General features: G+C 58.5%; 22 protein-coding genes and 1 pseudogene. 10 read left to right on the top strand and 13 right to left on the bottom strand.

Annotated features, from left to right (window positions below; translation table 11 throughout):
- Nucleotides 1–7: 7 nt before the first annotated feature.
- From VN622_11685 to VN622_11665, 5 genes are all read right to left on the bottom strand, one after another.
- Nucleotides 8–373, bottom strand: coding sequence for a PilZ domain-containing protein (locus VN622_11685; GenBank protein HWR36520.1), 366 nt, complete (start codon nt 371–373; stop codon nt 8–10).
- 97 nt (nt 374–470) lie between these two features.
- Nucleotides 471–1,571, bottom strand: coding sequence for a tRNA dihydrouridine synthase DusB (gene dusB / locus VN622_11680; protein HWR36519.1), 1,101 nt, complete (start codon nt 1,569–1,571; stop codon nt 471–473).
- 98 nt (nt 1,572–1,669) lie between these two features.
- Nucleotides 1,670–1,918: a 50S ribosomal protein L31 gene (rpmE, locus tag VN622_11675; protein HWR36518.1), complete on the bottom strand. Its 249-nt coding sequence runs from the start codon at nt 1,916–1,918 to the stop codon at nt 1,670–1,672.
- A gap of 235 nt (nt 1,919–2,153) precedes the next feature.
- On the bottom strand, nt 2,154–2,432 hold the full coding sequence (locus tag VN622_11670; GenBank protein ID HWR36517.1) for an HU family DNA-binding protein: 279 nt from the start codon (nt 2,430–2,432) through the stop codon (nt 2,154–2,156).
- 118 nt (nt 2,433–2,550) lie between these two features.
- Nucleotides 2,551–4,998: a DUF3536 domain-containing protein gene (locus VN622_11665; GenBank protein ID HWR36516.1), complete on the bottom strand. Its 2,448-nt coding sequence runs from the start codon at nt 4,996–4,998 to the stop codon at nt 2,551–2,553.
- A gap of 278 nt (nt 4,999–5,276) precedes the next feature.
- Between VN622_11665 and VN622_11660 the strand changes: the two genes are divergently transcribed.
- Nucleotides 5,277–6,836, top strand: coding sequence for a hypothetical protein (locus VN622_11660; GenBank protein HWR36515.1), 1,560 nt, complete (start codon nt 5,277–5,279; stop codon nt 6,834–6,836).
- 80 nt (nt 6,837–6,916) lie between these two features.
- Nucleotides 6,917–7,120 (top strand): YtxH domain-containing protein, encoded by a 204-nt coding sequence (locus tag VN622_11655; GenBank protein ID HWR36514.1) that lies wholly within the window; start codon nt 6,917–6,919, stop codon nt 7,118–7,120.
- Between the two features lie 18 nt (nt 7,121–7,138).
- Here the strand turns inward: VN622_11655 and VN622_11650 are convergent, their stop codons facing one another.
- Both VN622_11650 and VN622_11645 read right to left on the bottom strand, forming a co-directional pair.
- Nucleotides 7,139–8,371 carry a UvrB/UvrC motif-containing protein gene (locus tag VN622_11650; protein ID HWR36513.1) on the bottom strand — a complete coding sequence of 411 codons (1,233 nt, stop codon included), beginning with the start codon at nt 8,369–8,371 and terminating at the stop codon, nt 7,139–7,141.
- A 67-nt stretch (nt 8,372–8,438) separates the two neighbouring features.
- Nucleotides 8,439–9,245 (bottom strand): ATP-binding protein, encoded by an 807-nt coding sequence (locus VN622_11645; GenBank protein HWR36512.1) that lies wholly within the window; start codon nt 9,243–9,245, stop codon nt 8,439–8,441.
- Nucleotides 9,246–9,681: 436 nt separating this feature from the next.
- On the opposite strand from VN622_11645, the gene VN622_11640 reads away from it, so the two are divergent.
- The 4 genes from VN622_11640 to VN622_11625 all read left to right on the top strand — a co-directional run bounded on the left by VN622_11640 (nt 9,682) and on the right by VN622_11625 (nt 15,808).
- Nucleotides 9,682–11,262 (top strand): hypothetical protein, encoded by a 1,581-nt coding sequence (locus VN622_11640; GenBank protein HWR36511.1) that lies wholly within the window; start codon nt 9,682–9,684, stop codon nt 11,260–11,262.
- Nucleotides 11,263–11,286: 24 nt separating this feature from the next.
- Nucleotides 11,287–12,711: an isocitrate lyase gene (aceA, locus tag VN622_11635; GenBank protein ID HWR36510.1), complete on the top strand. Its 1,425-nt coding sequence runs from the start codon at nt 11,287–11,289 to the stop codon at nt 12,709–12,711.
- Between the two features lie 176 nt (nt 12,712–12,887).
- Nucleotides 12,888–14,333: a metalloprotease TldD gene (gene tldD, locus VN622_11630; protein HWR36509.1), complete on the top strand. Its 1,446-nt coding sequence runs from the start codon at nt 12,888–12,890 to the stop codon at nt 14,331–14,333.
- Nucleotides 14,334–14,437: 104 nt separating this feature from the next.
- A complete protein-coding gene (locus tag VN622_11625) occupies nt 14,438–15,808 on the top strand; it encodes a TldD/PmbA family protein (protein HWR36508.1) in 1,371 nt (456 codons plus the stop codon).
- Between the two features lie 219 nt (nt 15,809–16,027).
- Here VN622_11625 and VN622_11620 read toward each other — a convergent pair.
- The 3 genes and pseudogenes from VN622_11620 to VN622_11610 form a co-directional block, all read right to left on the bottom strand.
- Nucleotides 16,028–16,333, bottom strand: a pseudogene (locus VN622_11620) (multidrug efflux SMR transporter).
- An 801-nt stretch (nt 16,334–17,134) separates the two neighbouring features.
- Nucleotides 17,135–18,016 carry a rhomboid family intramembrane serine protease gene (locus tag VN622_11615; GenBank protein ID HWR36507.1) on the bottom strand — a complete coding sequence of 294 codons (882 nt, stop codon included), beginning with the start codon at nt 18,014–18,016 and terminating at the stop codon, nt 17,135–17,137.
- An 18-nt stretch (nt 18,017–18,034) separates the two neighbouring features.
- The gene (locus VN622_11610; GenBank protein ID HWR36506.1) at nt 18,035–19,423 is read right to left on the bottom strand and encodes a M28 family metallopeptidase; all 1,389 of its coding nucleotides are present in this window, start codon (nt 19,421–19,423) and stop codon (nt 18,035–18,037) included.
- A 187-nt stretch (nt 19,424–19,610) separates the two neighbouring features.
- Between VN622_11610 and VN622_11605 the strand changes: the two genes are divergently transcribed.
- From VN622_11605 to VN622_11595, 3 genes are read left to right on the top strand one after another with little or no spacing between them, the layout of a single operon-like run.
- A complete protein-coding gene (locus tag VN622_11605) occupies nt 19,611–19,796 on the top strand; it encodes a hypothetical protein (protein ID HWR36505.1) in 186 nt (61 codons plus the stop codon).
- Nucleotides 19,786–20,187, top strand: coding sequence for a hypothetical protein (locus VN622_11600; GenBank protein ID HWR36504.1), 402 nt, complete (start codon nt 19,786–19,788; stop codon nt 20,185–20,187). Before VN622_11605 ends, VN622_11600 begins: the two co-directional genes overlap by 11 nt.
- Nucleotides 20,188–20,216: 29 nt before the next feature.
- The gene (locus VN622_11595) at nt 20,217–20,585 is read left to right on the top strand and encodes a carboxypeptidase-like regulatory domain-containing protein (protein ID HWR36503.1); all 369 of its coding nucleotides are present in this window, start codon (nt 20,217–20,219) and stop codon (nt 20,583–20,585) included.
- 386 nt (nt 20,586–20,971) lie between these two features.
- Here the strand turns inward: VN622_11595 and VN622_11590 are convergent, their stop codons facing one another.
- From VN622_11590 to VN622_11580, 3 genes are all read right to left on the bottom strand, one after another.
- Complete coding sequence (locus tag VN622_11590) at nt 20,972–21,493, bottom strand: DUF6580 family putative transport protein (protein ID HWR36502.1); 522 nt, start codon at nt 21,491–21,493, stop codon at nt 20,972–20,974.
- 93 nt (nt 21,494–21,586) lie between these two features.
- The gene (locus tag VN622_11585; protein HWR36501.1) at nt 21,587–22,684 is read right to left on the bottom strand and encodes a metal-dependent hydrolase; all 1,098 of its coding nucleotides are present in this window, start codon (nt 22,682–22,684) and stop codon (nt 21,587–21,589) included.
- Between the two features lie 82 nt (nt 22,685–22,766).
- Entirely contained in the window at nt 22,767–23,720 is a 954-nt protein-coding gene (locus VN622_11580) for a diacylglycerol kinase family protein (GenBank protein ID HWR36500.1), read from the bottom strand.
- Between the two features lie 174 nt (nt 23,721–23,894).
- Between VN622_11580 and VN622_11575 the strand changes: the two genes are divergently transcribed.
- Complete coding sequence (locus tag VN622_11575; GenBank protein HWR36499.1) at nt 23,895–24,560, top strand: hypothetical protein; 666 nt, start codon at nt 23,895–23,897, stop codon at nt 24,558–24,560.
- Nucleotides 24,561–24,820: the final 260 nt, after the last annotated feature.

The following is a 24,820-nucleotide window of genomic DNA, read 5'->3' as shown; positions in this document are numbered from 1 at the left end:
TGGGCAGCTATGAAGCTGCACCTGTATTTCTTGTGAGTGCAGGGTAAGCCTTGGAGAGCCGCGCGATATCGTCGCGCTGTGCTTTAGTGAGCGTGACGAACTCGATGCCGTAGCGAAATCCCTCGCGATTACGTACCGTTGCTCGTGCGCGAATGGGGGTGCGAGAGGCCGGTAGCGTGAATTCCAGTTCGACGTGCTCGCCTTCTATCAGTTCGCAGGGTACGTAAATCGAAAAGCCACCTTCTCCGATATCGTGTGACCGGCCATGTGTGCTCTGCAGAACGTTGTGCCGGCTGTAGCTGATCTTGACGCGCAGTTCCAGTTGAACGCGCGCCCACTGACGCACCTGGGAGTACTCGCTTCCGTTTTCCATACAGGGTCTTCTGGGGGATGGGTAAGCAAATGTAGCACAACTGGGGAACGAGACAAATTACGTCGGTAATTCAGGAGTGGAATCGCCCAAGATCGAATCAGCCGCAGTCGATCATGTTGGGCAAGGGCTCTATCGCCGCTGCTGCGGACGCAACCGGGCGCTGCGCTGCCAGCGAACTCTCAAAGAACTTTTCGACTTCCAAGAGAATTTCGTGTTCGTCCTTCGCTTCGTATATGGCTTTACGCAAATGGCTGCCGTTGTACACGCCATGCGTGAACCAGGAGGCGAACTGCTTCATCTTGCCGGGCGCGTCCCTGTATCCTTCTTCGATCAACATCCGGAAGTAGCGACCAATCATGTCGTAGCGATCAGCCTCGCTTGCCACTTCATATTTGCCGGTCGCGGTGTACGCCTCGATTTGCCGGAATATCCAGGGATTCGAAGCTGCCGAGCGACCGATCATCACCGCGTCACAACCCGTGTGCGCCACCATGGCCGCCGCGTCCTCGGGCGTGCGGATGTCGCCATTACCGACGACAGGAATCTTCACCGCCTGTTTCAGATCACGAATCCAGTCCCAATTCGCATTGCCGCTGTAGCCCTGCTCGCGAGTGCGCGCATGAATGGCGACACCGTTCAACCCGCAGTCTTCAGCTATGCGTGCAAGGTCCAGGAAAACGAGTTCCTTTTCATTCCATCCGGCGCGAAACTTTACCGTAAACGGAATCTTCACAGCCGCGCGAACGCTCTCGAATATCTGACGAATGAGCGGCAGATCGCGCAGCAATCCGGAGCCGCCATTGCACTTCACGACTTTCTTCGCAGGACAACCCAGGTTCAGGTCCACCATGTCGAAGCCAAGTCCCTCGATCATCTTCGCCGCCTCCCTCAGCGTCTCCGGATTGGAGCCAAAGAGCTGGGCCGCGATGGGGTGCTCGTCTTCGTAGAAATGCAAGTAGCGCTTTGCCTTCTTGTCCTTGCCTCGAAGAACGCCGTCGGCAGAAGTGAACTCGGTCATCAGCAGGCCACACCCGCCCATCTGGCGAATGAAGCGCCTGAAGACCGTATCGGTCACGCCAGCCATGGGTGCCAGTACCGTCGCAGGGGCGATCTTCACGCCGCCCACCTCATAGGAAGCAGGTACGCGCGCGCCTCTAGGAGCGATGCGTTGGACCAAATTGTCGAACTGTTTCCCCACGACTCTATTTTACCTTTGGCAGGGTGATACTTTCGCCACGCAAAAACAAAGCCTCCGCCGAAGCGGAGGCCTGAGCTTTTCGCGCTAGAAGTAGAAGCCTACTTGGTCTCGCCTTCAGGCTTTGCGGGTTCGTTCTTCGCGGCTTCGTTCTTTGCGTACTTCCGGCGGAAGCGCTCGATACGGCCTGCGGTGTCCATCACCTTTTGCTTGCCCGTGAAGAACGGGTGGCAGGCGGAGCAGATTTCCACGTGGATGTCGCCCTTATGTGTCGAGCGGGTCAGGAACACGTTGCCGCAAGCGCAATGCACGCGGATTTCGTCGTACGTCGGATGGGTGGCTGCTTTCATAACTCAATAAAACCTCTACGCGAAACACTGATTCTACCGGAATCAGCCCTTCTACGCAACCCCGCAGCCATAGCGGAGCCACAGATACGGTCGGTGCAGTACGTTACGCCATCTACGGGAAGCGCTCTCCAGTCGCGTTTTCGGGCAAGACATTTTTGGGCACAACGTTTTCGGGGCACAACAAAAGCGGCGGGGTGACCGCCGCTCGAACCTGGGCCGGCACAAAATCGTGCAGCTATTTCTTATTCACGGCCTTCTTCAAATCGATTCCGGGCGTGAACTTTGCGACTTTGCGTGCAGCAATCTTAATCACGCTTCCTGTTTGCGGGTTCCGTCCATTACGCGCCTTGCGCTGTGATACGGAAAAGGTTCCAAAGCCCACCAGCGTCACGCGGTCGCCCTTTTTAAGGGCAGCGGTTACACCGTCAATCATGGAGTCGATCGCGGTGGCGGCGTGTGATTTGCTGATGCCTGAAGAGGCCGCGATTTTGTCGATTAAATCGGCTTTGTTCATGCTCGCTCCTGGCAGGTTCTACCTGGCGGCAAGCATTTAGCTACCGATTCAGGCCAATGTCAAGCAGGTTCTACGAACCAGAACCAAGGAGTCCGCGCTGCCGGCACACTCGGCATATTCACGCGGCATTAGGTAACTCCTCCGTCGTCGGCGACTCTACCTCGATCCCCAACTGCACGCCCAGCTCCTCGAACTCCTGCGACCAAGCGCGAGAGCCATCGCCTTCGTGCAAACGCATCTCCGGATAGACGGATCGCAGCAGGTGGTAATACACGTTTTGCAATTTCCAGAGATCGACCTCGAACGGCAGCGTGCGCACGAGCGCGATAGCGGCATTGAATTGCGCCAGCGTCTGCTCGCGCGGATTCACCGCCAATTCGCCAGCCATGCTATCCAGCCGTCGCTTCAGCGTAAAGCTCAAGTCATCGACGTCAAGCGGCACCTTTTCACGCTTCGCTGTTTCCAGTATGGTCGCAACTCGTTCCACGTGCAGATCACCTTCGGCGAAAGCGCGGCGCAGCAGGGCATTCAGAACAAACTCGGCCGTGACGCCCAACACGCGAGGCATCGGGGAGTTGATGTCACTGAGGAAGTTCATCAACGGCGCGTGGTGTTCGTATAGCTGGCGATAGCTGGCTTCGGCCTCGAGCATTGCGGAACGAAGAATATGGCGGAGCACGCGTCGCTGCTCGTCGCGAAAGAGAGATCTTAACGAGTATGTGATTCCGTCGAAGCTACGATCAAGAGATCGAATGGTGCCGGGAAGATCGACTGCCGTGAAGGCGGCCTCGGCATCGCTCATCAGGACAGCGTAGTTCTCCAAGTTGCGGAAAGTTCGAACACCGGCGCTGACGTTGTGATCGCCAAAGTGCAGCACGCCAAAGCTGATTTGCTGCGACTCCAAGGTAATCCGCGAAGCAACCTCCGCATGACCAATGGCGAGCCGTGCGCGTCCGGAGTCTGTTCGATGGTGGTCGTGCAGTTTTACCTCGTAGCAGAAGATCGTGCTCTCCTTGGCGTATTCATAGAACACGGAACTGATGGCGTAGTGAGCCGCCACCTTCAGCAGGTCAACTTGCGCCGGCTTCACCCAGCGGTTGTAGACGTTCGCGCCATTGCCGATGTCGGTGATGTTGCTGTGCGCCTGCGCCAGCATTGCAAGGAATCGTTCTTCCAGATGGTCGCCAGTCAACTCCTGCGCAAGCTGTAGGGCGCGCCCCGCGTACATGATGACCTGCACGGTTTCTATACCGGAGAGTTCGTCGAAGAACCATCCGCAACTCGTGTACATCAGCATTGCGTGTCGCTGCATTTCCAGCAGCTTGAGGGCTTGCACCTTCTGTTGCAAGCTGAGTGGTTCTTTCGCGAAACTCTCGAAGAACCGCGCAACGTTTTCCGCCGAGCGATCGAGCACAACGTCAACGTAGTTGTCGCGTGCCGCCCAGGGCTCATCCAGCACTTCGCCTGCGAGGCGGTCATAAACCTCAGATAGATTGTCGCGAAGTGAATCGAGCGCCGCGCGTAACGGTCCTCGCCACTCCTGTTCCCACCCCAGCTTCATGCCGGTGTTGCATCCACAATTGCTGCGCCAGCGTTCTACGCCATGCGCGCAACTCCATGAAGTGTTGTCGATAATCTCGACCTCATTCGTCGCCGGATACTTCTCAAGGTATTCGCCGTAATTAGAAATCCTCGCGAGACCATTGGACTCGATCTGGTGTAGCGCGTACGCAACAGCCATCTCGCCATGTCGATGGTGGTGCCCGTAGGTTTCGCCATCAGTTGCGATGTGCACCAGCTGCGGCCACTTGCGATGTTCATTGAACCCGCCAACGAGGCGGTTGGCGAAGTTGTCGCCATTCGACAGTAGTCCCTCGAAGGCTACGGCGCGAGAGATCGGTCCATCGTAGAAAAAGAGAGTGATCGTTCGTCCAGAAGGCAGCAGGCAGGCATAGGCCTGGGTGGGATCGATCTTGCCTCCCTCCACGTTGCGCCTGCGAGCGGTGCCGAGTTTCTCGACTTGCCGCCCCTGGTGCGGCGCGAGAATGGTGAACTTGATGCCGAGGTCGGCCAGCACTTCGAGACTCTCCGTGTCAGCCGCGGTCTCCGGCAGCCACATGCCTTCCGGCGGGCGACGGAAGCGGTGTTCAAAATCGCGTATGCCCCACAACGCTTGCGTGTATTTATCATGTCGCGATGAGAGCGGCAGGATCATGTGGTTATATGCCTGAGCCAGAGCATTTCCATGTCCAGACAAACGTTTTTTGCTGTCGTCGTCTGCCCTGAGAATTGCCTCGTACGTGTCGGGTGCCTTCTCTTCCAACCAGGAAAGCAGCGTAGGTCCGAAGTTGAAGCTGATATTGGCGTAGTTGTTGATGATGCGGCGTATGCGGCCCTTCCCATCCAGAATGCGAGCCGCCGAATTCGGCGCATAACATTCGGCGGTTATGCGCTCGTTCCAGTCGTGGTAGGGCGCGGCCGAGTCTTGAAGCTCAACCGCTTCGAGCCATGGGTTCTCACGCGGCGGCTGATAGAAGTGGCAATGAATACAGAGATAGCGGTCCATAGAATTGCTGGCGCGCAGGAATTAAAGCCGCAATTGTTGGATGCCTGCAGCTTGTCGAAGAGAGCACCGGCATTTGACGCTTAAGTCGCCTTTTATTCGCTCTATGATCCAGTGACGCAGGAAGTACGATAGGGGCGACTTCATGACCACATCTTTTTCGAATAGACTGGCCTGTTGCCCGTTGATTCGTCTCTCGTTGACAACGAGTTTGGTCGAAGGTTAGCCCTGATGTAACATCACCGCTTCTCGCTTTCAGCGTGTTTCGCCCCACGGCCTCTATGACGACAGGCTCTCTCGCCCAGCGGCTTTCCGAACAGATCGAGCGCTTTCTCGCCGACGCGCCGCACGCCGTCGTCGTTGAAGATGGGCACGCGCTGTTCGACTTCTCGTCTGCGCACTACTCGCTCGCGCCGGATAACGACAAATGCGTTCTGCAAATCTGGTCGGAAGAGCGCAACATCGTTCGGCGCGTGGTAAGTGCGGAATCGAGAGCCGGCGTGCTAAAACTCGCGGTCATGCGCTTCGGGCAAGCGAAGCCCTCAAAGCTGGAGTTCTGCGCCGACGCCGACCGGCGTACGCCTTCCGCAAAAAAGGCTGCGCGTGCAACATATCTCCGTTTGCTCACGCGCATGATCGACCGGGACTTCTCTGGCTGGCGCTTAGAGAAGCTGACGTCGGCTCCAGCCCTGGAGCATTCGTTTGGTCCAACGGTGGTACGCGGGTTGGTGCGACACGGAAATTCTGCCTTCGCCATCGTGGGAGTGAACGCGCAGGAGTCGCAGGCGAATGTGGACGGCGCGCTCTCTACCGGAATTCTATGGATGGACGATTGCCGCGAGCGACTGGCCGGCAAGCTCCACGTCGAGGGATTGCGGATGTTCTTACCCGCAGGCCGCTCGGCCGCGGTGCGAATGCGAATGGCTCACCTGAACCGCTCGGCGGCGAAGTGGCAGCTTTTCGAACTCGACGAAGCCGTAGAGCGCATAGAGGAGATTGACACCAGCGACACCGGAAACATCGCGACACGGCTGGTTCACGCTCCGGATCTGAACGCAGCGCGTTCCAGGTTCGCAGCGTCCATCGAACAAATCCAGCAGATATGTCCACGTGTAGAAGTAGTCATCGCATCCGCAGCAGAAATCAGCTTTCGTTTGCATGGTCTGGAGTTTGCGCGTGCGCGTGTTGAGCCGATGCCCGGAAGCTTTCGCATGGGCGAGCAGATATTCTTCGGTCCGGGCGCGGCTGAGATTCCTTTGAGCGACGAGACGATGCCGATCTTCCGAGAGCTTTGGCAGCGTCTATGGCACGAGCGTGCGCTACGCAACCGCACCGAGACTCTCTACAGGATTCAGCCCGAGCGCTGGCTGGAGTCGATGGTGATGCGCGACGTGAACGCTCTGGATGAGCGCCTGGATTCGCACCGCGTGTATTCGCAGGTTCCGGCCTTTTCGGGCGGTGACCGCGCGATGATCGACGTGCTGACGGTCACGCGCGAGGGACGGCTCGCCGTCATTGAACTCAAGGCCGATGAAGATCTGCACCTTCCGCTTCAAGGCCTGGACTACTGGGCGCGAGTGCGCTGGCATCACGAGCGCGGAGAATTTCAGAAGTTTGGATACTTCGCCGGACGCGAGTTGTCGAGCGAGCGTCCGCTACTCATCATGGCCGCGCCGTCGCTGCACGTCCATCCAACAACCGATACTCTGCTGCGCTACTTGTCTCCGGAGATCGAATGGAAACTGCTGGGACTCGACGAACACTGGCGTGACGGTGTGCGCGTGATCTTCAGAAAGCACAGCAGGGAACACGGCAACGCGGCCGAAGCTGGCAAGCCCTGACCCTCGCTGCGGCATCAGATTCGTTGGACAAAGTTTCGCTCATTTGATGACGCTTCGTTTAATGCGCGGGGGAAGATGGAATGAACTTCATACTGGGGTTGATGATAGGTATCGGAGTGGGCCTGGTTATTGCGCCTTCACGCGGCGAAGAAACACGACACCGGATCGCCAACAAGGTAGAAGAGATGAAGAGCCGAGGCAAGGAACGTGGCCGCGAAATGGCTGGCGAGGCTGGCAGGAAAGCGGGGAAAACGGCGTTCGACAAGGCCGTCGGAGAGGAATAGCAGCACCGCGAGTACGAGTCAGGAATCAAGCTGAGCTTCCCTCCCGCGATTGATCCAGTAATCGCGGGCCGATTCGCTTAGGTCCGCCTGAGGCTTTTCTCCCTTGAATACTCGCGAGACGCCGCGCACCACACGGCGCATAGGTAGATCGCCTTTTTCGTCCGCGAGAAATATTTCCCCAACTTTCGAAGTGCGGTAATACCAGCGCTTGAGCATGGCGAGGTGCTCCATCCACTCTTGCGCTGATTGCGCCAGGGGCGCAGGTGCAGACGCTAGAGCCTCGGCAATGCGCGACTCCATCGACTGCGGGATGCGCGACCGACCCGGTTGCGGCGCAACATTCTCCGCCAATGCCTGGCGTGCTCCGAGTTTCAAGTCAACAGGGTCGGCGATGCGTCCGGCGACGATCTTGAACAGGCGCACGCAATCGGTTTCGCTTGAAGGCTGAATGAGAACGCCGTCGAGGCGATCAATAGCGCGAACGATTTCGGGCAGTTGCTGGCATACGCCGCGAAGCTTCTCAATCTTCGAGTGCAATGCGGCAGCGTTCTCGAAGTCGAGAGATTCGCTGGCGCGATCGCGCTCGGCGGAGAGTTCGTGCGTGAGCGTGCGTCCGCCGGATTCGAGGAACGCGCGAACGCGAGCAACCTCTTCCGCGTATCTCTCGTCGCTGCAACCCTTGAAGCACGGCGCAAGACACATCTTCATCTCGGAATACACGCACCCCGGAAAAGTGGGATCGGGCGCAAGGTCGTCGGTACAGCGTCTCATCCCGAAGAAGTCGAGCGCATCGTTTGCAAACTTCTCGGCCGCCGTACGCGTCGGAAACGGCCCGAAATACGCGTTACCCGCGCGGATGCTACTGATGCGCGATGTGACGGTAACGCGGGGATAAGCATTATCGAGAATGAGCTTGATCAGCGGAGCGGGACGCAAGCGCAGGCGATCGGCATACGATTGCGGAAACGTTTCGCGCAGAACCTTGTAGAGCAGAAATCCGGATTCGAAGTCGGACGCAGTCGGAGAGTACTCAATGTTGCGAACGCGCTCGCGCAGGTTCAGACGCTTCGACGCCGAGTCGGCGGGACCGAGCAGGCGCAGCAGACGCCGGCGAAGGCTTGCTGTTTTCGTTATGTAGGGTTCCGAGTTCGCGTCATCGCCGCGCAATAGAAACACAGCCGGAGAGGCCGGCAGCGCAGCAAAGAATTCCGCGTCAGAGGCGGGCGAGAACTCAAGTCGAATAGAGAGCACGGGGAAAGTTTATAGCAGTTTCGAAGGACAAGCATGGATGGAGGGCGCAAACGGAGCAGAGTACAAGCTACCGAAAGCTCGCGCTCTTCAACTTCATGCGGTAGTCGTCGCCTTCCACGCGGATGATCCTGCACATTTCGTGGAGCCGTGAACGCATTCGTTCGCCAATGCGGTCGCCGAGAGTTTCCTCGCGTGCAGCGCGGGCAGCAGCCGAGTAGCTTCGCCCCTCGTCGGCGGCTCCGCCAGGTGGCAGGTCCTGATAGTTCGTGGTGATGATCGTCGTGCGCTTATCGTTGTAGCGCGTGTTCAAAATGTGCGAGACGGTGTCCCATACCCACTCGGTCGGCTTTACAGCCCCTAGCTCGTCGAGGACCAGGACTTCGGCTTCGAAGATGGGCCGCAGAATCTCCATCTCTGTGGTCTGAACCGTTGAGTTATAGGAGTTCTGGATTGCCTTGAGCAGTTCGCGATAGTCGTAGAAGAGGCACGGGATTCCCTTCTGCGAGATGAGTTCCTTGACGATGCCAACTGCCAGATGCGTCTTGCCGGCTCCGATTGGCCCGATAAGGAGAAGTCCGGCGCGCTCCATCGGAAACTCCTCGACGAAGCGATAGGAGGCCATTCGCGCAGGAGCGAGGGAGCGGTGCGGCCCTTCGAAATCGAAATTGGAAAGTTCGCACTGTTCGTAGCGCTTGGGAATTCGGGCCTGTTCGAGCAGGCGCAAGCCGCGAGCACGCAGGTGGCAGTCGCACCGGACGGCCTTCTGCACTTCCCGGCCAGCCTGGTCGAGCGCGGCAACCATCTTCCAGCCGGAACCGGAGCAGGTGAGACACACGTCGGTTGCGGCAGTCGTCGGAGTAGGCTCTTCCTGCATAGTTGGACTTTGCGCCACGAGGGTAGGGCGAAGCAAGTCCAAACCCTAAGGCGATTGTGCAGAAGCTGTGGAATTAAGAGGAAACTGTGGAAAACGACGGATAACCGGGCTCAAAGGCGTTACATCCCACGTTGCGGCCGAACGTACCCACGCCTGTTCAGCCCTGGGATATGTTGCAGAGCGCCGGAATGACGCACGTGATCGCTACAACTTCTCAGCAAACCAGATACTTAGGCATGGCTTCTAAACGCTACGAAGACGGCCGTCGCGCCGCCTGAGCTTTGAGTTCTATTACCCCAACCGTTTTACTGGACTTGCCCCGGTCCAAGTTGGGCTGAATCCTCCGTAAGTTTTTCACGCTGCATAGCCGCGTTCGGCTCCTGTACCGAACAAAGCCGAGCGTTCCTGATCTCGATGCCTCAGCGAAAGGAGACGCATGGCCGTTTCCACAGTCAACGTCGCGCACACGGTTGGGTTTCATCTCAACTCTGCCCCCGCAGGTCACGATTTGCAAAAGACATTTCCGCTGGAATTCATGGAATTTTTGTCGCCGCTGCATGAGCGCTTTACTCCGCGACAGCGCGAGTTAGTTTCGAAACGCAAGATGGTGCTGAAGCGTTCGCTCGCGGGCGACAAGCCAAACCATCTGCCTCCCTCGGAGGCGACGACCATGGATTGGAGCATTGAGTTGCCGGAGTGGTGTGCCGACCAGCGGAACCAGATGACTGGCCCGGCGGACGATGCCGAGCTGGTCGTCAAGATGCTGAACTCCGGCGCGCCCGGCGTGATGCTCGACCTTGAAGACTCTACGGTGAACGATTGGGATCACCAGATGCTCGGTGTCGAGAACATCATGAAGGCGCTGCGCGGTGAGCTGAGCTTCTACGATCAGAAGCGCCACAAAGAAGCCGGCATCAATCCGAGCAAAACCGTGATCTGGCTGCGCGTGCGCGGACTTCATCTGAACCAGGGCGGCATATTCCCCGACGACCTCACGTCAGCTTCGCTCTTCGACCTGGCGAACCTTGCCTATCGGGTGAAGCCCGAAGAGCTGAAGCATCCGCTTTCGATCTACATTCCGAAATCGGAGTCCGCCGAGGAGGCGCTGTGGTGGCGCGATGTCTTCCAGGCGATTGCAAAAGCGCGCGGATGGCCGAAAAACTACATCAAGTGCATGGCGCTGGTGGAATCGCATCCGCTGGCCTACCAGATAGAAGAGTTCCTCTACAACCTGCGCGACCACATCCTTGGTCTGAACCTCGGGCGGTGGGATTATATGGCCTCGCTCATCAACTTCAACCTGAGCGACCCCGCGTGGGTGCTTCCCGACCGCAACACCATTCCTCACGATGTGCCTTTCTTCCAGGGCGTACGCGAACTGCTGCCAAGGCTTTGTCACAGGCACGGAGCACTCGCCATCGGCGGCATGACGGCCTTGTACCCCAGCCGCGAAGATCCCGAGTTGAACGCACGCGCACTCTCTGTGCTGGAGAAAGATAAGCGCAACGAGTCCAACAGCCTGATGGACGGCGCGTGGACTGGACATCCGGACCAGAACCAGATTGCGGTGGACCAGTTTCCCGTGCCGAACCAACTCCATGCGCGGCGCGAACATTTCGAGCGATATCCGAACCTGCGTCCGGTGCCGGATGGCGTCGGACAGCGAACGCTTGCGGGAACACGCGCAGCGATCCGCACCGTCATTCGCTATCGCAATGGCGTGCTGAACGGAAAGGGCGCGTCCCTGCTGGATGGATACATGGAAGACCTGGCGACCGACCGCATCTACCGCCTGATGCTTGCGCAACGCATGCGCCACTCCGACCGCGTGGCGATCTTGAGCGATAACAGCCAAGCAGTTGCACATACGCCGGAATACATTGCACGCCTGTTTGATGAAGAGTTGGGGAAACTGATCGCCCATCCCGGAAAGGATTTGGGTTCGCCGGAAACGTTCCGCGAAGCGAGACGAATCAGCGAGGCGATGGTTCGCAACGAGGAGTTTGATCCGTTCTGAAGTTTGCTCGAAAGGGGAACTAACGTGACAGTCAATGGCAGAAGAGACTTCGATATCACGGAGATTTGGGCGACCGACTCCCGCTGGAGCGGCATCGAGCGGCCATATGGAAAGGAAGACGTCGAGCGCCTGCGCGGATCTGTACACATTGAACACACGCTGGCCCGCATGGGCGCTGAACGCCTCTGGGAAATGATGTCGTCCGACGGCTACGTGGCTGCCCTCGGCGCGATGAGCGGCAACCAGGCTGTGCAGATGGTGCAGGCCGGGCTAGAGGCGATCTACGTCAGCGGATGGCAGGTTGCGGGCGACGCGAACACCGCCGGACAGATGTATCCCGATCAGAGCCTTTATCCGGCCGACAGCGTTCCGGCGATGGTGCGTCGCATCAACAACGCACTGATGCGTGCGGACCAGATACATCATGCGCAGGGCAGCAACGGCGTGAACTGGTTTGTGCCGCTGGTCGCCGACGCCGAGGCCGGCTTCGGCGGAACGCTGAACGCATTCGAGTTGATGAAGGCCATGATCGAGGCGGGTGCCGCGGGAGTCCACTTCGAGGATCAGCTTTCATCGGCGAAAAAGTGTGGGCACATGGGCGGCAAGGTGTTGGTTTCCACTGCTGAAGCTGTGCAGAAATTGGTGGCGGCGCGGCTTGCGGCGGATGTTATGGGCGTTCCCGCCCTGGTAATTGCGCGTACCGATGCGAACAGCGCGCATCTGCTCACGACGGACGCCGACCCTTACGACCACCCATTCCTCACAGGTGAAGCTCGCACCGTTGAAGGCTTTTATCGCATCAAGGGCGGGCTTGAATCCGCAATCGCTCGCGGCCTTGCATACGCTCCGTATTCCGATCTGCTGTGGTGCGAAACGTCCGAGCCCAGCCTTGAAGAAGCTCGGCGCTTTGCCGATGCTGTTCACGACAAGTTCCCAGGAAAGATGCTGGCGTACAACTGCTCCCCGTCGTTCAACTGGAAGAGGAAGCTGGACGACGCAACCATCGCGAGATTTCAGCGCGAACTGGGCGCAATGGGCTACAAGTTCCAGTTCATCACCCTGGCAGGCTTCCACGCCCTGAACCTGAGCATGTTCGAACTCGCGCGCGGTTACGCTCAGTCGGGCATGACGGCCTATGCGCGTTTGCAGGAAAAAGAATTCAGCCGCGAGCACCACTTCGACTACAAGGCTGTGAAGCATCAGCAATTTGTCGGCACTGGCTACTTCGACGAAGTCACGCGGACGATCGCGGGCAGCACGTCGTCTGTGACTGCGCTGCGTGGGTCCACGGAGGAGGAGCAGTTCACGCAGGATGGCTTCGATGAGCGTGAAAAGAATGCGATGACCGACCCCGGCTGCGCTCCGGTTCTAGGCGATTGCCCGGTTATCGACACCGTGATTGATGCTTCGCAGATCGGTCCTGCCGATACAGATCCCCGCGCAGCTTAACAGGCTGCTCAAAGCCGACGGACGGCTCTGCTTTATCTATAAGGCGACGGATCGCCTCGGATGCTCGACGAACCAACGCGTCTCGTGTGCAGACGCCTTGCCCATGCAGGTGGGATAATAAAGGGCTAAGTCCTCTGTTCTGCTCCATTCAGACCACCACGAGCATCCAATAAGGCGTGAGTATCGTGAATCCAGAAAAGCATTTCTTCTTCTCGAAATATGGCCTGAACGAAAAGGACGTCGAGAGCTATCTTGCCGCCGCCCTTTCGGCCGGCGGCGAGTACGCCGACCTCTATTTCGAATACATGACTTCCACAGCGCTCGGCCTTGACGAGTCAATGGTCAAGTCTGCCTCGCAGGGCATTTCCGCCGGATGCGGTGTGCGCGTCATAACCGGCGAGCGTACCGGCTACGCCTACACGGACGACCTTGCGCCCGCAAAGATTCTGCATGCTGCCCGCACTGCGGCTCTGATCGCGACGGGGCCGGCACAGAACCCGGTCGTCAACTTGAAAGAGAATCAGCGGCATAACCTCTACCCGGTCCCGCTGCCTTCCGTGAATGCCGAGATTTCTGAAAAGCTGGAGCTTGTTTTCCGCGCCGATAAAGCCGCTCGCGGCTACGATCCGCGCATTAAGGAAGTCCGCGCCAGCTACGCAGACGAGCTGCGCCGCATCCTCGTCGTCGGTTCTGACGGAACATTTGCGGAGGACGTGCAGCCACTGGCGCGCATGAGCATAGGCGTCATTGCCCGGGATGATTCGCAGTCCTCGCGCGGAAGCGCCGGCGGCGGCGGGCGCGTCGGCCTAGACATTTTCCAAACCGACAAGACGCCCGAGCACTTCGCCACCGAAGCCGCGCGTCAGGCCATAATCCAGCTAGACGCTCGCGAAGCTCCCGCCGGCGAAATGGAAGTTGTGCTTGGCCCCGGCTGGCCCGGCATCCTTCTCCATGAAGCCATCGGCCACGGGCTCGAAGCAGACTTCAACCGCAAGAAGACGTCAGCCTTCGCCGGCTTGCTCGGACGCCGCGTCGCCAGCGACAAGTGCACCGTCGTCGATAACGGCACGGTTCCAAATCGCCGGGGCTCGCTCAATGTGGATGATGAAGGCAATCCCACGTCGAACACGGTGCTCATCGAGAACGGGATTCTCAAGGGCTACCTGAGCGACAAGCTGTCTTCCAAGCTCATGGATATGCCGAATACCGGCAACGGACGTCGCGAAAGCTACGAGCACATTCCCATGCCGCGCATGACGAACACCTACATGCTCGCCGGTGAGGACGCGCCAGAAGACATCATCCGTTCGGTTAAAAAGGGCGTCTATGCTGCCAACTTCGGCGGCGGGCAGGTAGACATCACGAATGGCAAGTTCGTTTTCTCCGCCTCCGAGGCGTATCTGATCGAAGACGGAAAGATCACCGCGCCACTGAAAAACGTGACTCTGATTGGCAACGGCCCTGACGTTCTCACGCGTGTCAGCATGGTTGGCAGCGACCTGCAACTGGATGAAGGCGTTGGCACCTGCGGCAAAGATGGCCAGTCGGTTCCTGTCGGCGTGGGCATTCCGACGCTGAAGATTGACCGCCTCACCGTCGGCGGGACCGGAAGCGCCGAATAGCTTGCGAGAGTTGAATTCGTAAAAATCGTAATCTGCTGGAGGGTACGGCTGGTGCCGAGCGCTCAGCCAGCACAACAAAGTAGCGGCTCATCCGCTGAGGTTCGATGACCACAGAAACCGCACCAGCACTCAATCTCAAGCAACTCGCTTCAGACGTTGTCCACCGCGCAATGGAATCCGGCGCTACCGCCGCTGAAGCCGTCGTAACCGAAGGTAGCGAATTCTCTACGGTCGTTCGCCTCGGCAATGTCGAGACCTTGAAAGAATCCGGCAGTCGCGCGCTAGGCATTCGCGTCTTCGCCGGCCAGCGCGCGGCAAGCACCTGGACCAGCGATCTCTCCGCGGAAGGCGTCGCGCAGATGGTTAGCTCCGCGATTGCGCTCGCTAAGGTCACTTCGGAAGATCCGTTCGCCGGAATACCTGAGCCGTCGCAGCTTGGTTCCATCGACGCCGACCTCGATCTCTATTACGACGACGTTTACTCGCTCTCCACCGAAGACCGCATAGACTACGCGCGGCGGGCTGAGAAAGCAGCGATGGAGGCAGACCCGCGCATCTCGAACTCCGAAGGTGGCACCTTCGACGCCGCCGTCGGGTCGAAGGTTCTGGCGAATTCGCATGGCTTTGTCGGCGAATACAACCGTTCGTACTGCTCTGTTTCGGCCGTCCCGATTGCGCAGGACGAAAACGGCAACATGCAGCGCGATTACTGGTTCTCGGTGGCGCGAACGCTGCAGAAACTCGAGTCGCCAGAGTCGGTCGGAAAGGCGGCGGCGATGCGAACGTTGCGCCGCATCGGCGCACGGAAAGTAAAGACCGCGCGCGTGCCAATCATCTTTGATCCGCAGGTCTCTCGCGCACTGCTCGAACACATCTTCGAAGCCGTGACCGGCGACAGCATCTATCGCCATGCCTCGTTCCTGGCCGACAAACTCGGTGAGCAAATTGCCGGGTCAAACATCACGGTCGTGGACGACGGCACCATCCGCGGAGGCTTCGGCAGTTCGCCCTTTGACGGCGAGGGTGTCCCTACCCGACGCACCACGGTTGTTGAGAACGGCGTGCTCAAGTCTTACCTCTTGAACACCTACACGGCGAAGAAGCTCGGACTGCAAACTACGGGGAACGCGTCGCGAGGACTGGCCGGCACGCCCGGAATCGGCGCTGGTAACTTCTTTCTCGAGCCCGGCTCCAAGTCTCCGAAGGACATCATCGCTGATGTTAAGGACGGCCTGTACGTAACTGAGTTCCTCGGCTTTGGCGTGAATCTCGTAACCGGCGACTTCTCGCGCGGCGCGAGCGGCCTCTGGATCGAAAACGGTGAGCTGACTTTCCCTGTCGAAGAAATCACTGTCGCCGGGAATCTCAAGGAAATGCTGAACAACGTCTCCGAAATCGGAAACGATCTGGAATTCCGCGGCGCCTTGGCGTGTCCCACGCTGCGTATCGATGGAATGACCGTAGCGGGCGAGTAAGTCGTCGCGAGTAATCGCGTGACGCAGGGCTGGAATCACCAGTCTCCCGAATCCAGATCACGGGTGTGATGTCGCATCCGTAGTAGGTTGCTTCGCTGCCGCAGCCTCTGTCACGCCAGCGTTCCATGCTGATCTGTTTGCAGCGGCGCTGCCGCCTGGCTCCGGGCCGGAGACACGGTTCTCAGCTTCGCGGGGCTGCCGCTTTTCTGTGTTCGTTGTCAGACTCAGGAACACAACTCCGATGATGATCACTCCGATCGACGCAACCTTCTGTGGACTTATGCTCTCTTTGAAGAGCACGACGCCGGCGGCGGTTACGAGCACTGTCCCCAGCGCCGACCACACCGCGTAGGCCGTTCCGATTTCCATGCGCTTCAACGCCAGCGCCAGCGGAATAAAGCTCAAGCCATACAACAGGGTCATCAAGAGTGTTGGAGCCATCTTCGTGAATCCATCACTCAATTTCATGAAAACTGTTGCGGCCACTTCCAGCAGAATTGCCAGAACCAACCACACCCAGCACATACAAAACTTCTTTCCGGTACGAACAAAATGATTGAACCGATGGCTTTCGCCCAGTACCCAGCCGGAGCGCCTGCCTTTGAAACCCCACCGGGAGGCATCGCTCGAAGGTTGCCGGTGCGCTTTTCGGCGCCGGGGCCTCAGACGGAGTCGTACCTGTAGCACGCGTCTGCCGTACTCAACGGATTCCAAGTCTTAGAGGAATTGCAGACAACGTGTGGCGACCCTAATAGTCAGGCAGGGAGAACACACAGGGACGTGGGGTCGGGGCGAGAATTGCGAGTTTGCTTTGGGTTTTCATAATCTCCTCGCGCAAACCATTATAGATGCACCTCGCCCGCCCGGAGTTGACGGAGCAAGCCATGTTCTTCAGCAACTTACGTGCAATGCGACTCAAGGCACGCCTGAAGGCGTGCCCTTCAAGCTGATACACAAAGTGGTTCCTGAGCTGTCGGGTTTCGTTGTCTCCCTGACAAAGCCGCCGAAGTCGAAGGACTCCCTTGATCAGCACTGAGCTGGCAAAAGGGATGATCCTTCGACTCAGGCTTACGCCCTCGCTCAGGAGGACAGAAATCTTTTGTCTTGCAGCCGCAAATCCAATTTGTCAGCAAAACAAGAGGGCTACCGATTCGGCAGCCCTTTTGTCATTTTCCTTCCGGCGAACTGTCAACATTCCTAACTCGCGTGCCATCTTAGTGAAACTGTGATGCGCTCCGAAATGGGGGACCTGTACCCGAGATCATCGTGTGCGCCACTTGCGCGCAGCTCTCGAGTACACTCCCCCGCCAAACAGCTCAACTAAGGTCAATTGACCCAGGGCGGACGCGGTTTGTCATCTCCGCGATTCTTGCCGCCAGGGTCTTTGAAATTCCCATACTCATCGAAGTAGTCCTCGCGCTTATGCTTATTCATATACACCTCGAACTTGCGGCCAGCGCGCCGACGCTTCCATTTGTAATAGCGATTCCGGATTCCGTAGTAGCTTTCCGAGGTTGCGAATTGCAGTCCTCGCCTGGGCAGGAATCGCAGGTAGAACCAGCCGAACAGCGCGCCGCCAAGGTGGGCGAAACTCGCCACTCCCCCCGCCTCCTGCAACGCTCCCGCAGCGGCTAGAAAAATCCAGATCATCACCATGTACCGCGCCTTGATGGTGAAAGGCAGCGGGAACATGAATATCTCGCGGTCGCCGTGCAACATGCCAAAAGCGATCAGCAGGCCGTAAATACCTCCTGAAGCGCCGACGGTCGCCGTGCCTACAATCCTGGCAAGCGTCCCGAAGAATGGCGTCGCAGGCGAAGCGTTGAAGAGTGCGACTCCGAGATAGCCTATGGTGATGGTCGTGAGCGCTGCGCCGATGACGCAAAAGAAGTAGAACTCAAGGAACTGTCTGCGTCCCCAGTCGGATTCGAACTGCGAGCCGAACATCCACAACGCGAGCATGTTGAACAGAAGGTGCAACACGCCCGCGTGAATGAATGAATATGTGACGAGCTGCCAAATCCAGCCGTGCGCTACGCTGTCGGGAACGAGTGCGCCGAAAAGTAGTATTGACCTGTAAATGCCGGGCGCAAGTCCCCGCAGCAAAGCCATCAGCAGGAAGACGGCGGCATTGATAATTACGAGCTTCTTCACCGCGCCTGTGAAGCGCGGGAAACTTAATGACATCGTGCTACCAATGCGTGCCATGCGTTACCTCTTGGCCGATCAGCGTTCCGGAACCGGGATGACCGGAAGGCTGCGATGCCCCTTCGAATCGACTGAGCGTACGGCAAAGATCACGTTGTCCTTGGAGCGCGGAATCGTGGCCATAGTCGCACTGCCAACCCTCTCGACGTTGTCCCAAGTGGGCGAGGTCGTCGTGCGCCAGAGCACTTCGTATGCGGTCGCGAGGCCACCTGGCGCCGCTTCCCAGCGTAGAGTGCTGTCGTTCTCCAAGTTCTTCGTGAGGAGCCGGACCTGTGATGGCGGCGCGGGAGCCGAGGCCAGAGAAGCCAGCGTCGCGACATTCAGGCGCGCCACGTTTGCCGCATAATCGAAATCGACAAACTTAGGCAGGTCACCATATTCGATGCCATTTTCCGTCCGAGGGTTCTGGTGTTGATGATTGTAGTTCTCCCGGTACTCGGTGAACCGGACGGCAGCATAACCCTGTTCGTTGAATGCCGTGTGGTCGCCACCGCGCAGGAAGCGGTCGCTGCGGAAGATCATCTTCGGTTGGAGGCCACGCGCCGGCAGATACTGGCGTCCGACATCGACGATGTACCGCGCGAGTTGCCGCGAGCTGGAGTCGCTCTCTGAGCCGGTGGCGCGAATCGCCCGAATCTGCTGCGGATTTGCCGAAAGTGGAATCCCCTCGGAGAAGACGCGAACGATCGTGCGGTCCTGCCTGGGATCGGATTTGTCGCCGCCAACCGTGTCATCGTTGAGTACGGCTTCGACATTCCACCCTTCCGCCTTCGCCATCTTCGCGAAGTGACGTGCGCCGTTCAATCCCTGCTCTTCGCCAGCCACGGCCATGAAGACAATGGTGGCCGGGAACTTCGACTTGCTCAACACGCGCGCCGATTCCAGCACGACGGCGACGCCGCTACCATCGTCATTCGCGCCCGGCGATGCACTTTCAAAGTCGTTGGTCTCGGACGCGCGAGTATCGTAATGCCCTGTGATGAGGTAAACTCGCTTCGCATTCGCCGCATCAGTACCACGGAGAACCGCATAAACATTGGAAAGTTCTGTCGGCTTCGGGATGCGCTCGGTGGGCGCTTCGGTGAACGAGTCCAGGCGCACGTCGAGACAGCCGCCGCAATCCTTGCTGTAACGCTCGAATTCGGACCTGATCCAATCGCGCGCGGCAGCGATGCCTTTGCCCGAAGCGGGCGGCATATCGACGGAGAGAGTGTGGCGTGTGTGGAACGAGACCAGCTTATCTACAGTGTTCCTGAGGTTCGCGGCTTCGACTTGGGTAATCGCCTTCCGAACGGCGGCATCGGGACGGTTCGTGCTGGAAGCAGCATCCGATTTCTGCTGGGCAACCGCGACTCCGGTCGACATCATCAGAACGGCCACCCAAAGAAAGCTGTATCTGTGATTCATGAGTCCCCTTCCTTGGCAAAGAAAGTCTTTTGAAGGCGAAGTGAATTTGTACATTTGTCTGCAGCCGGCACTTGACGCTGCCGGAAAGTGATTCTAAATATAAAAGTGCGGCGACGCCCGGGTTCTTTGCGGCTTCACTTCGGCAATAAGGTCGAACCGGGTGGTGCGTCGATCTTGGGAGGCAATCATGGTTTTATGTCCAGAATGTGAAAGTGATCTCGATGTTGAAGAGAGCGAACTAGACGAGGGGGAAATCGTGTCGTGCCTGGAGTGCGGCTGCGATTTCGAAGTCGTCGGTGTCGGCCCTCTCGAACTCACGAAGGTCAAGGACGAGACGGACACCGTGGAAGAAGAGGAAGAAAGTGACTTCTGAGCGGAGCGCACGACGTTCCGCAGCGTCCTTCGCTGCCCGGCGGATACTCCTGCTGGCTGTGCTCGGCCTTGTGCTTGCGGGGCCGGCAATGCCCGCGTTTTCTGCGGACAAGCAACTAGAGCCCTACGCCCTGATTTATGGCACAGTGTGGACGCCAGACAATCGGCCCGCTTCCGGCGTGCGCATCAAGATACGGCGCACAGACGAGAAGAAAGCGCGTTGGGAGCGTATCTCCGACCGCCGCGGCGAATTCGCGCAACGTGTCCCGGCCGGCAAGGCTTCGTATATCGTGTGGGCCGATGTAAAGACCAAGGGAAAGGCCCAACCGCAACTGGAGGTGCGCATCGAGAATGATGAGCGCCAGGATGTCGGCCTGCATCTAACAGAGTAGACTAAGGAATACAAAGTTGGAGGGTAACGGTGAAAAAGACTCTCGCCGTAAGTGTGCTGCTGCTGGCCGCTGTTGCCATGGCAACCGGTCAGATCGGAGGTGCGCGCGATTCGGTTGAGGTTGCCCAACAGCGGATGCGCTCGCTCGTTGGCCAGGTAACCGACAAAGGCGATCGACCTCTGCCGAGTGCCATCGTATACCTGAAGAACACGAAAACACTGACAGTGAAAACCTTCATCGCCGATAGCGAAGGCGGCTACCGTTTTCACGCGCTCTCGCCCAATGTGGATTATGAAGTCCACGCCGAAGTGAACGGCAAGGCGAGCGATTCCAAAACGCTAAGCGCATTCGATAGCCGCGCCGAAGCGCGCATCAATTTGAAGGTTGACGTGCGGTAAGCACGCTGCCACTGCGATCGGTTGCGCAGAATCTGGAAAGAGCACTACAAACGCCGTCACTGCTGGCGCTCCCGGATCGCTGACAAGTACTTCACAAAGTCCTCGCGTCTTGCGAGGACTTCGTATCTGCAGAGAGTTCGTATCTGCAGAGAGAATGTTGAGAGCGATCATCTACGCGGTTATCGGTTATCGCACGGCTAACCACGGGGGTCGCAACCACCCATCCACCCGAAATTTAAATTAACTCCGTAAACATCGAACCCCGCTAAAAAACGGCGGGGTTCATCAGCACTCTGGGCCGGATCCCTAACCTCCGGCTTTTCGATTTCCAACTGGTCCAGCTATCAACTTTCGGGTCGATAGCCCGGCCAGGTTTTCTACTGCAACTATGCTGTGGCCGAGCGGTTCGCGGTCTTGCCGGAAAACGCTTCGACGGCAATACCGATGCTGAACACGACCGCCGTGAACAGCAGGTCAGACGCTAACGTATTGCGGAAGTAGGGAACCGCGGCAACGTAGGAGGTCATCAGGCCGCTCAGCGTCTTCGGATACATGTCCCAGACCATCCACACGGCAAAGTTACTGACCACGAAGAATGAGATAGAAGCCGTCAACGAAGCGCCGGCAATGCGTAGCGCGCTGCCATTGTTGGCCAGCAACGAGCCCAGACCGAGGATTGCGGCATACCACGCCCACGTCAGGACGTGGTCGGCAGTAAGCGGATAGCCGTACATAACCTTGGTCAAGATCACGTCGCTCGCAGCCAGCATCGCAAGCGGAATCCAGGCATGCTTGCGAGGCATCCTGGCGCCAAAGAACAACAGCGAGGCAGCAACAGGAGTGAAGCTCAGCGGGTGGGGCAGGAAGCGGAGTGCGATTGCAGCAACAACGAACAGGTACGCCAGCATGGTCACCTCGTGTTTGTGAACATTGATTCTGTCAACGACCGTACCGCTACGTCAAGCGTCTACGTCACGTCGGCGCGGTTCTCAGTATTCAGCTCAGCGCGTTCCGCCGTTCTCGGGAGGCGCGTCGCTTTCCAAGCGGTCGCGAACAGGGTTCCTGGAACGGAAGCCCGCGTCCATCACCTTTAGATTCTCATCCAGCAGCACATAGGCGCTCAGCGGCGTAAATCGGCGCTCCGGAGTCGCAAAGCGCAGATCACGGAAGCGCACGACGTAGCCACCTTCCGGGTTGCGCTTCTCTTGTTCGATCACCGGGTACACCGACCAGTCGAAATATCCACGTCCGAGATACGAATCCTTCGCTGCACGAATAGCGGCGGTCTCCTCGGGCTTGTAGTAAACCAGCGCACGCCCATTCGGGTCCACTTCCGGACGCGACGAATCCACGTGAACCGTTTCGTAGAACGTGTCCGTCTCCACCACCCCGTGCCAGGCGAACGGATTGGTATGGTAGGGGTAAGCGGATACTCGCAATGGCGGCTCGTTCTGGTAAACCATCGAGCGCAGCGCCTCTACTGCCCGGCGATGCTGAAAGTCGCGGAATCCCCAGATCATCAGCAGCGCAACCAGCGCGAAGATGGCACCTCCGCGTCCGCGTGATGTTGTGCGCTGTGCGCCGATCTCCTCATTGACCAGCGAGAACAACATGGGGAGCACGAGTCCCACTAACAGCACGACCAGAATCACCGGTTCGATAATGTAAACGATGTCCCACGAATACCACTTCGCATTGAACGGAAAGAACGGTCTCACTCCGTAGTTGTTGGTGAAATCTAGCAGGAGGTGGGCATAGCCGGCGAGGCACGCAAGCGCGAACAGCACACCCCAGCGCGGAGCCAGCGGCCCGGCCTCTCCAGCCGGCCTTGGAAACGGGCCTTCGCCTCGACTTCGCCAGCGATGCCACGCATACATCAAAACGACCACCAAGGCGGAAAGAACGGGTATGCCAATGAGGGTATGGGTGAAGCCGCGATGATGGACAAAGCCGACGCTGCTTCCTCCGAGGTACCACAGCATGTCGATATCTGGGGCTTCGGCGGCGAGCACCATGGTCGCGGTTGCCAGCGCGGTTTTGCGCGTGAATCCGGCGCGGGCCATACAGGCCCCGGTCAAGAAGTGTGTGACTGGTTCCAATTTATTCGGTCCCCGTCGGAATTAGACGCAATTGACTTTGGATGCACGCGCTATTGATCCGGCGCACAATCCTTCTTGGACTCTACGCTCTCGGCATCAGCAGCGTAAAGGCATTCGGCACAATGGAAATTTCCAGCGGCATCTGCCCGATAATTTCACCATCGGCCTGCACGTGGATGCGCGCCGTCTCGCCGATGGGGCACGCAGCAGGCTTGCAGAGAACGCGTGCCGCCGGCATGATCTCCACTCCCGCCGGTCTCCATTTCGACCCAAGTATGGTTGCCGCCGTGTAGGGCACCAATCCGCGACGCGACGCATCACGAATTACGACCAGTTGCAGATAGTCGTGCTCCAGCGCACCACCCGGCATCCAGCGCTTTAGCATCCCACCGAAGGAACGAACGCGCATGGCGACGATCTCCTGCACCGTGCCGCGCATGGTCTCACCGTCCACGCGCGTTACCTCCGCCTCGAAGGGTGCAAACGGATGCGTGAACAACACATGGAATCCCTTTGTGTAGTACGCAACCAGGCCGCGCTGCTGCTTCACGTTGGCATTGGCCGCATAGATCAGTTGCGCATGCGCGCCAACGCCGGCCGCTACTGTGAAGTAGCGCGCCACGGCCTCGCCGGCAGCGTTGCAGTAGCACAGCTTTCCCGCGGCGATTCGCTTCGGCCGGAACTGCAACAGCGAGCGTGCTGCGGCAATTGGATTTGCAGGAAGCCCAAGGTCCTTCGCCAATACATTCCCGGTACCCAGGGGAATCAAGCCGAGCGACGCATTGCTTGACGTCTCCGCCAAGCCCTGCAACACCTCGTGAACGGTGCCGTCGCCTCCGCAGGCGACGACCATATCGCAGCCTTCGCGCAGCGCCTCGCGCACCTGCTCCGGGGCTGATCCAGCGGCACGCGTGGGCGCCAGCGCAGCATCTATGCCACCCGCACGCAGCACGGACGCAACGGCTTCGATCGCATTTTGGCGCTCGCCGCGCCCGCCCCCGGCGAATGGGTTGTAGATCAGGACGGCCTTGCGCACCGGCTACTCACCTTTCGAACGCTCGTATTGGAACATGTCCGGGCCGGGGCCGTCCCTCCAAAGTAATGTCCAGCGGCTGAAAAGCGCTTGGAAGAGGGTATTCACCGGGCCTATCATAAAGGTATCGGACGGAAGAAGACGGCCGCCGTTGGTACTCTCACAGGAGGGATACCGATGTTTGAAGAAGAAATTGCTCTGGAAAAGAAGTCATCCTCCCTTGGTCCTGTAGTCATGATCGCCGCACTGGTTCTCATCGTGGTCGGCGGACTCGGGTACATTATTTTCCAATCGAAGAAAACTCTAAAGCCGGAAGACGCTGCCCAGGTCATCGAGCAAACTCTGAAGGCCAAAGGCCCCGCGACAACTGCGTTCCAGACCGGGCTGATCGGCTGGAGCACGGCAACAGAGCCGCATTACACCGTGTTGGAAAAAGCCGGATTTGTCACCATCGGCAAGCCGGATGCAAATGCCCGCAAGCAGATTAAGCTGACGCCGAAGGGCGAACAGGCATTGGCCGCTTTCCCGGAATTTCCGCCGCAGAAAGATGCGGACGGCACTGCCGAATACACGGTTCCGCTGGCGGCGCGCAAGCTCCTTGAAGTGCAGAAGGTAACGATGCAGGGTCCGAACGTCGCCTTCGTGCAGTACTCATGGAAGTGGGAGCCCAATAGCATGGGCGAGCTCTTCGATGCGTCCGGCAAAGAGTTGCAGGCACTTTCTTCATGGCAACGCGCTACGGTGATCCAGAAGCACGGAGCGGATTATTACCACGCCGCACCGGCATCGACCACCGTCAAGCTCGTCGTCGGCAAGAAGGGTTGGCAGCTCGCGACAGAGTAAGAACACGCTTTCGCTTTAACAAAGGGGCGGTCCAGCTCGCAATATCCGGGCGGACCGCCTTTTTTTTGTGTGCACTTCACCCCGTCGCAAGTCAAAAGATGGAAGCTAACCTCGTTGCGGACCGCCCGAAGGGGCGGCACTCCTGAGCCCATGAAGTCAGTCCTAGGTAAGGTGGATCCGCTTGTGTTGCGGGGAGGGACTTCGGTTTACGTTGTGCTTCCGAGGTGCCGGATTCCGACCATCAATTCACGATTGACTGC

The sequence above is a fragment of the Clostridia bacterium genome, from assembly GCA_035561135.1.
GTDB lineage: Bacteria > Acidobacteriota > Terriglobia > Terriglobales > Acidobacteriaceae > DATMYA01.
Note: the sequence above shows the minus strand (reverse complement) of the source record. Positions and strands in the feature narration are given on the sequence as shown.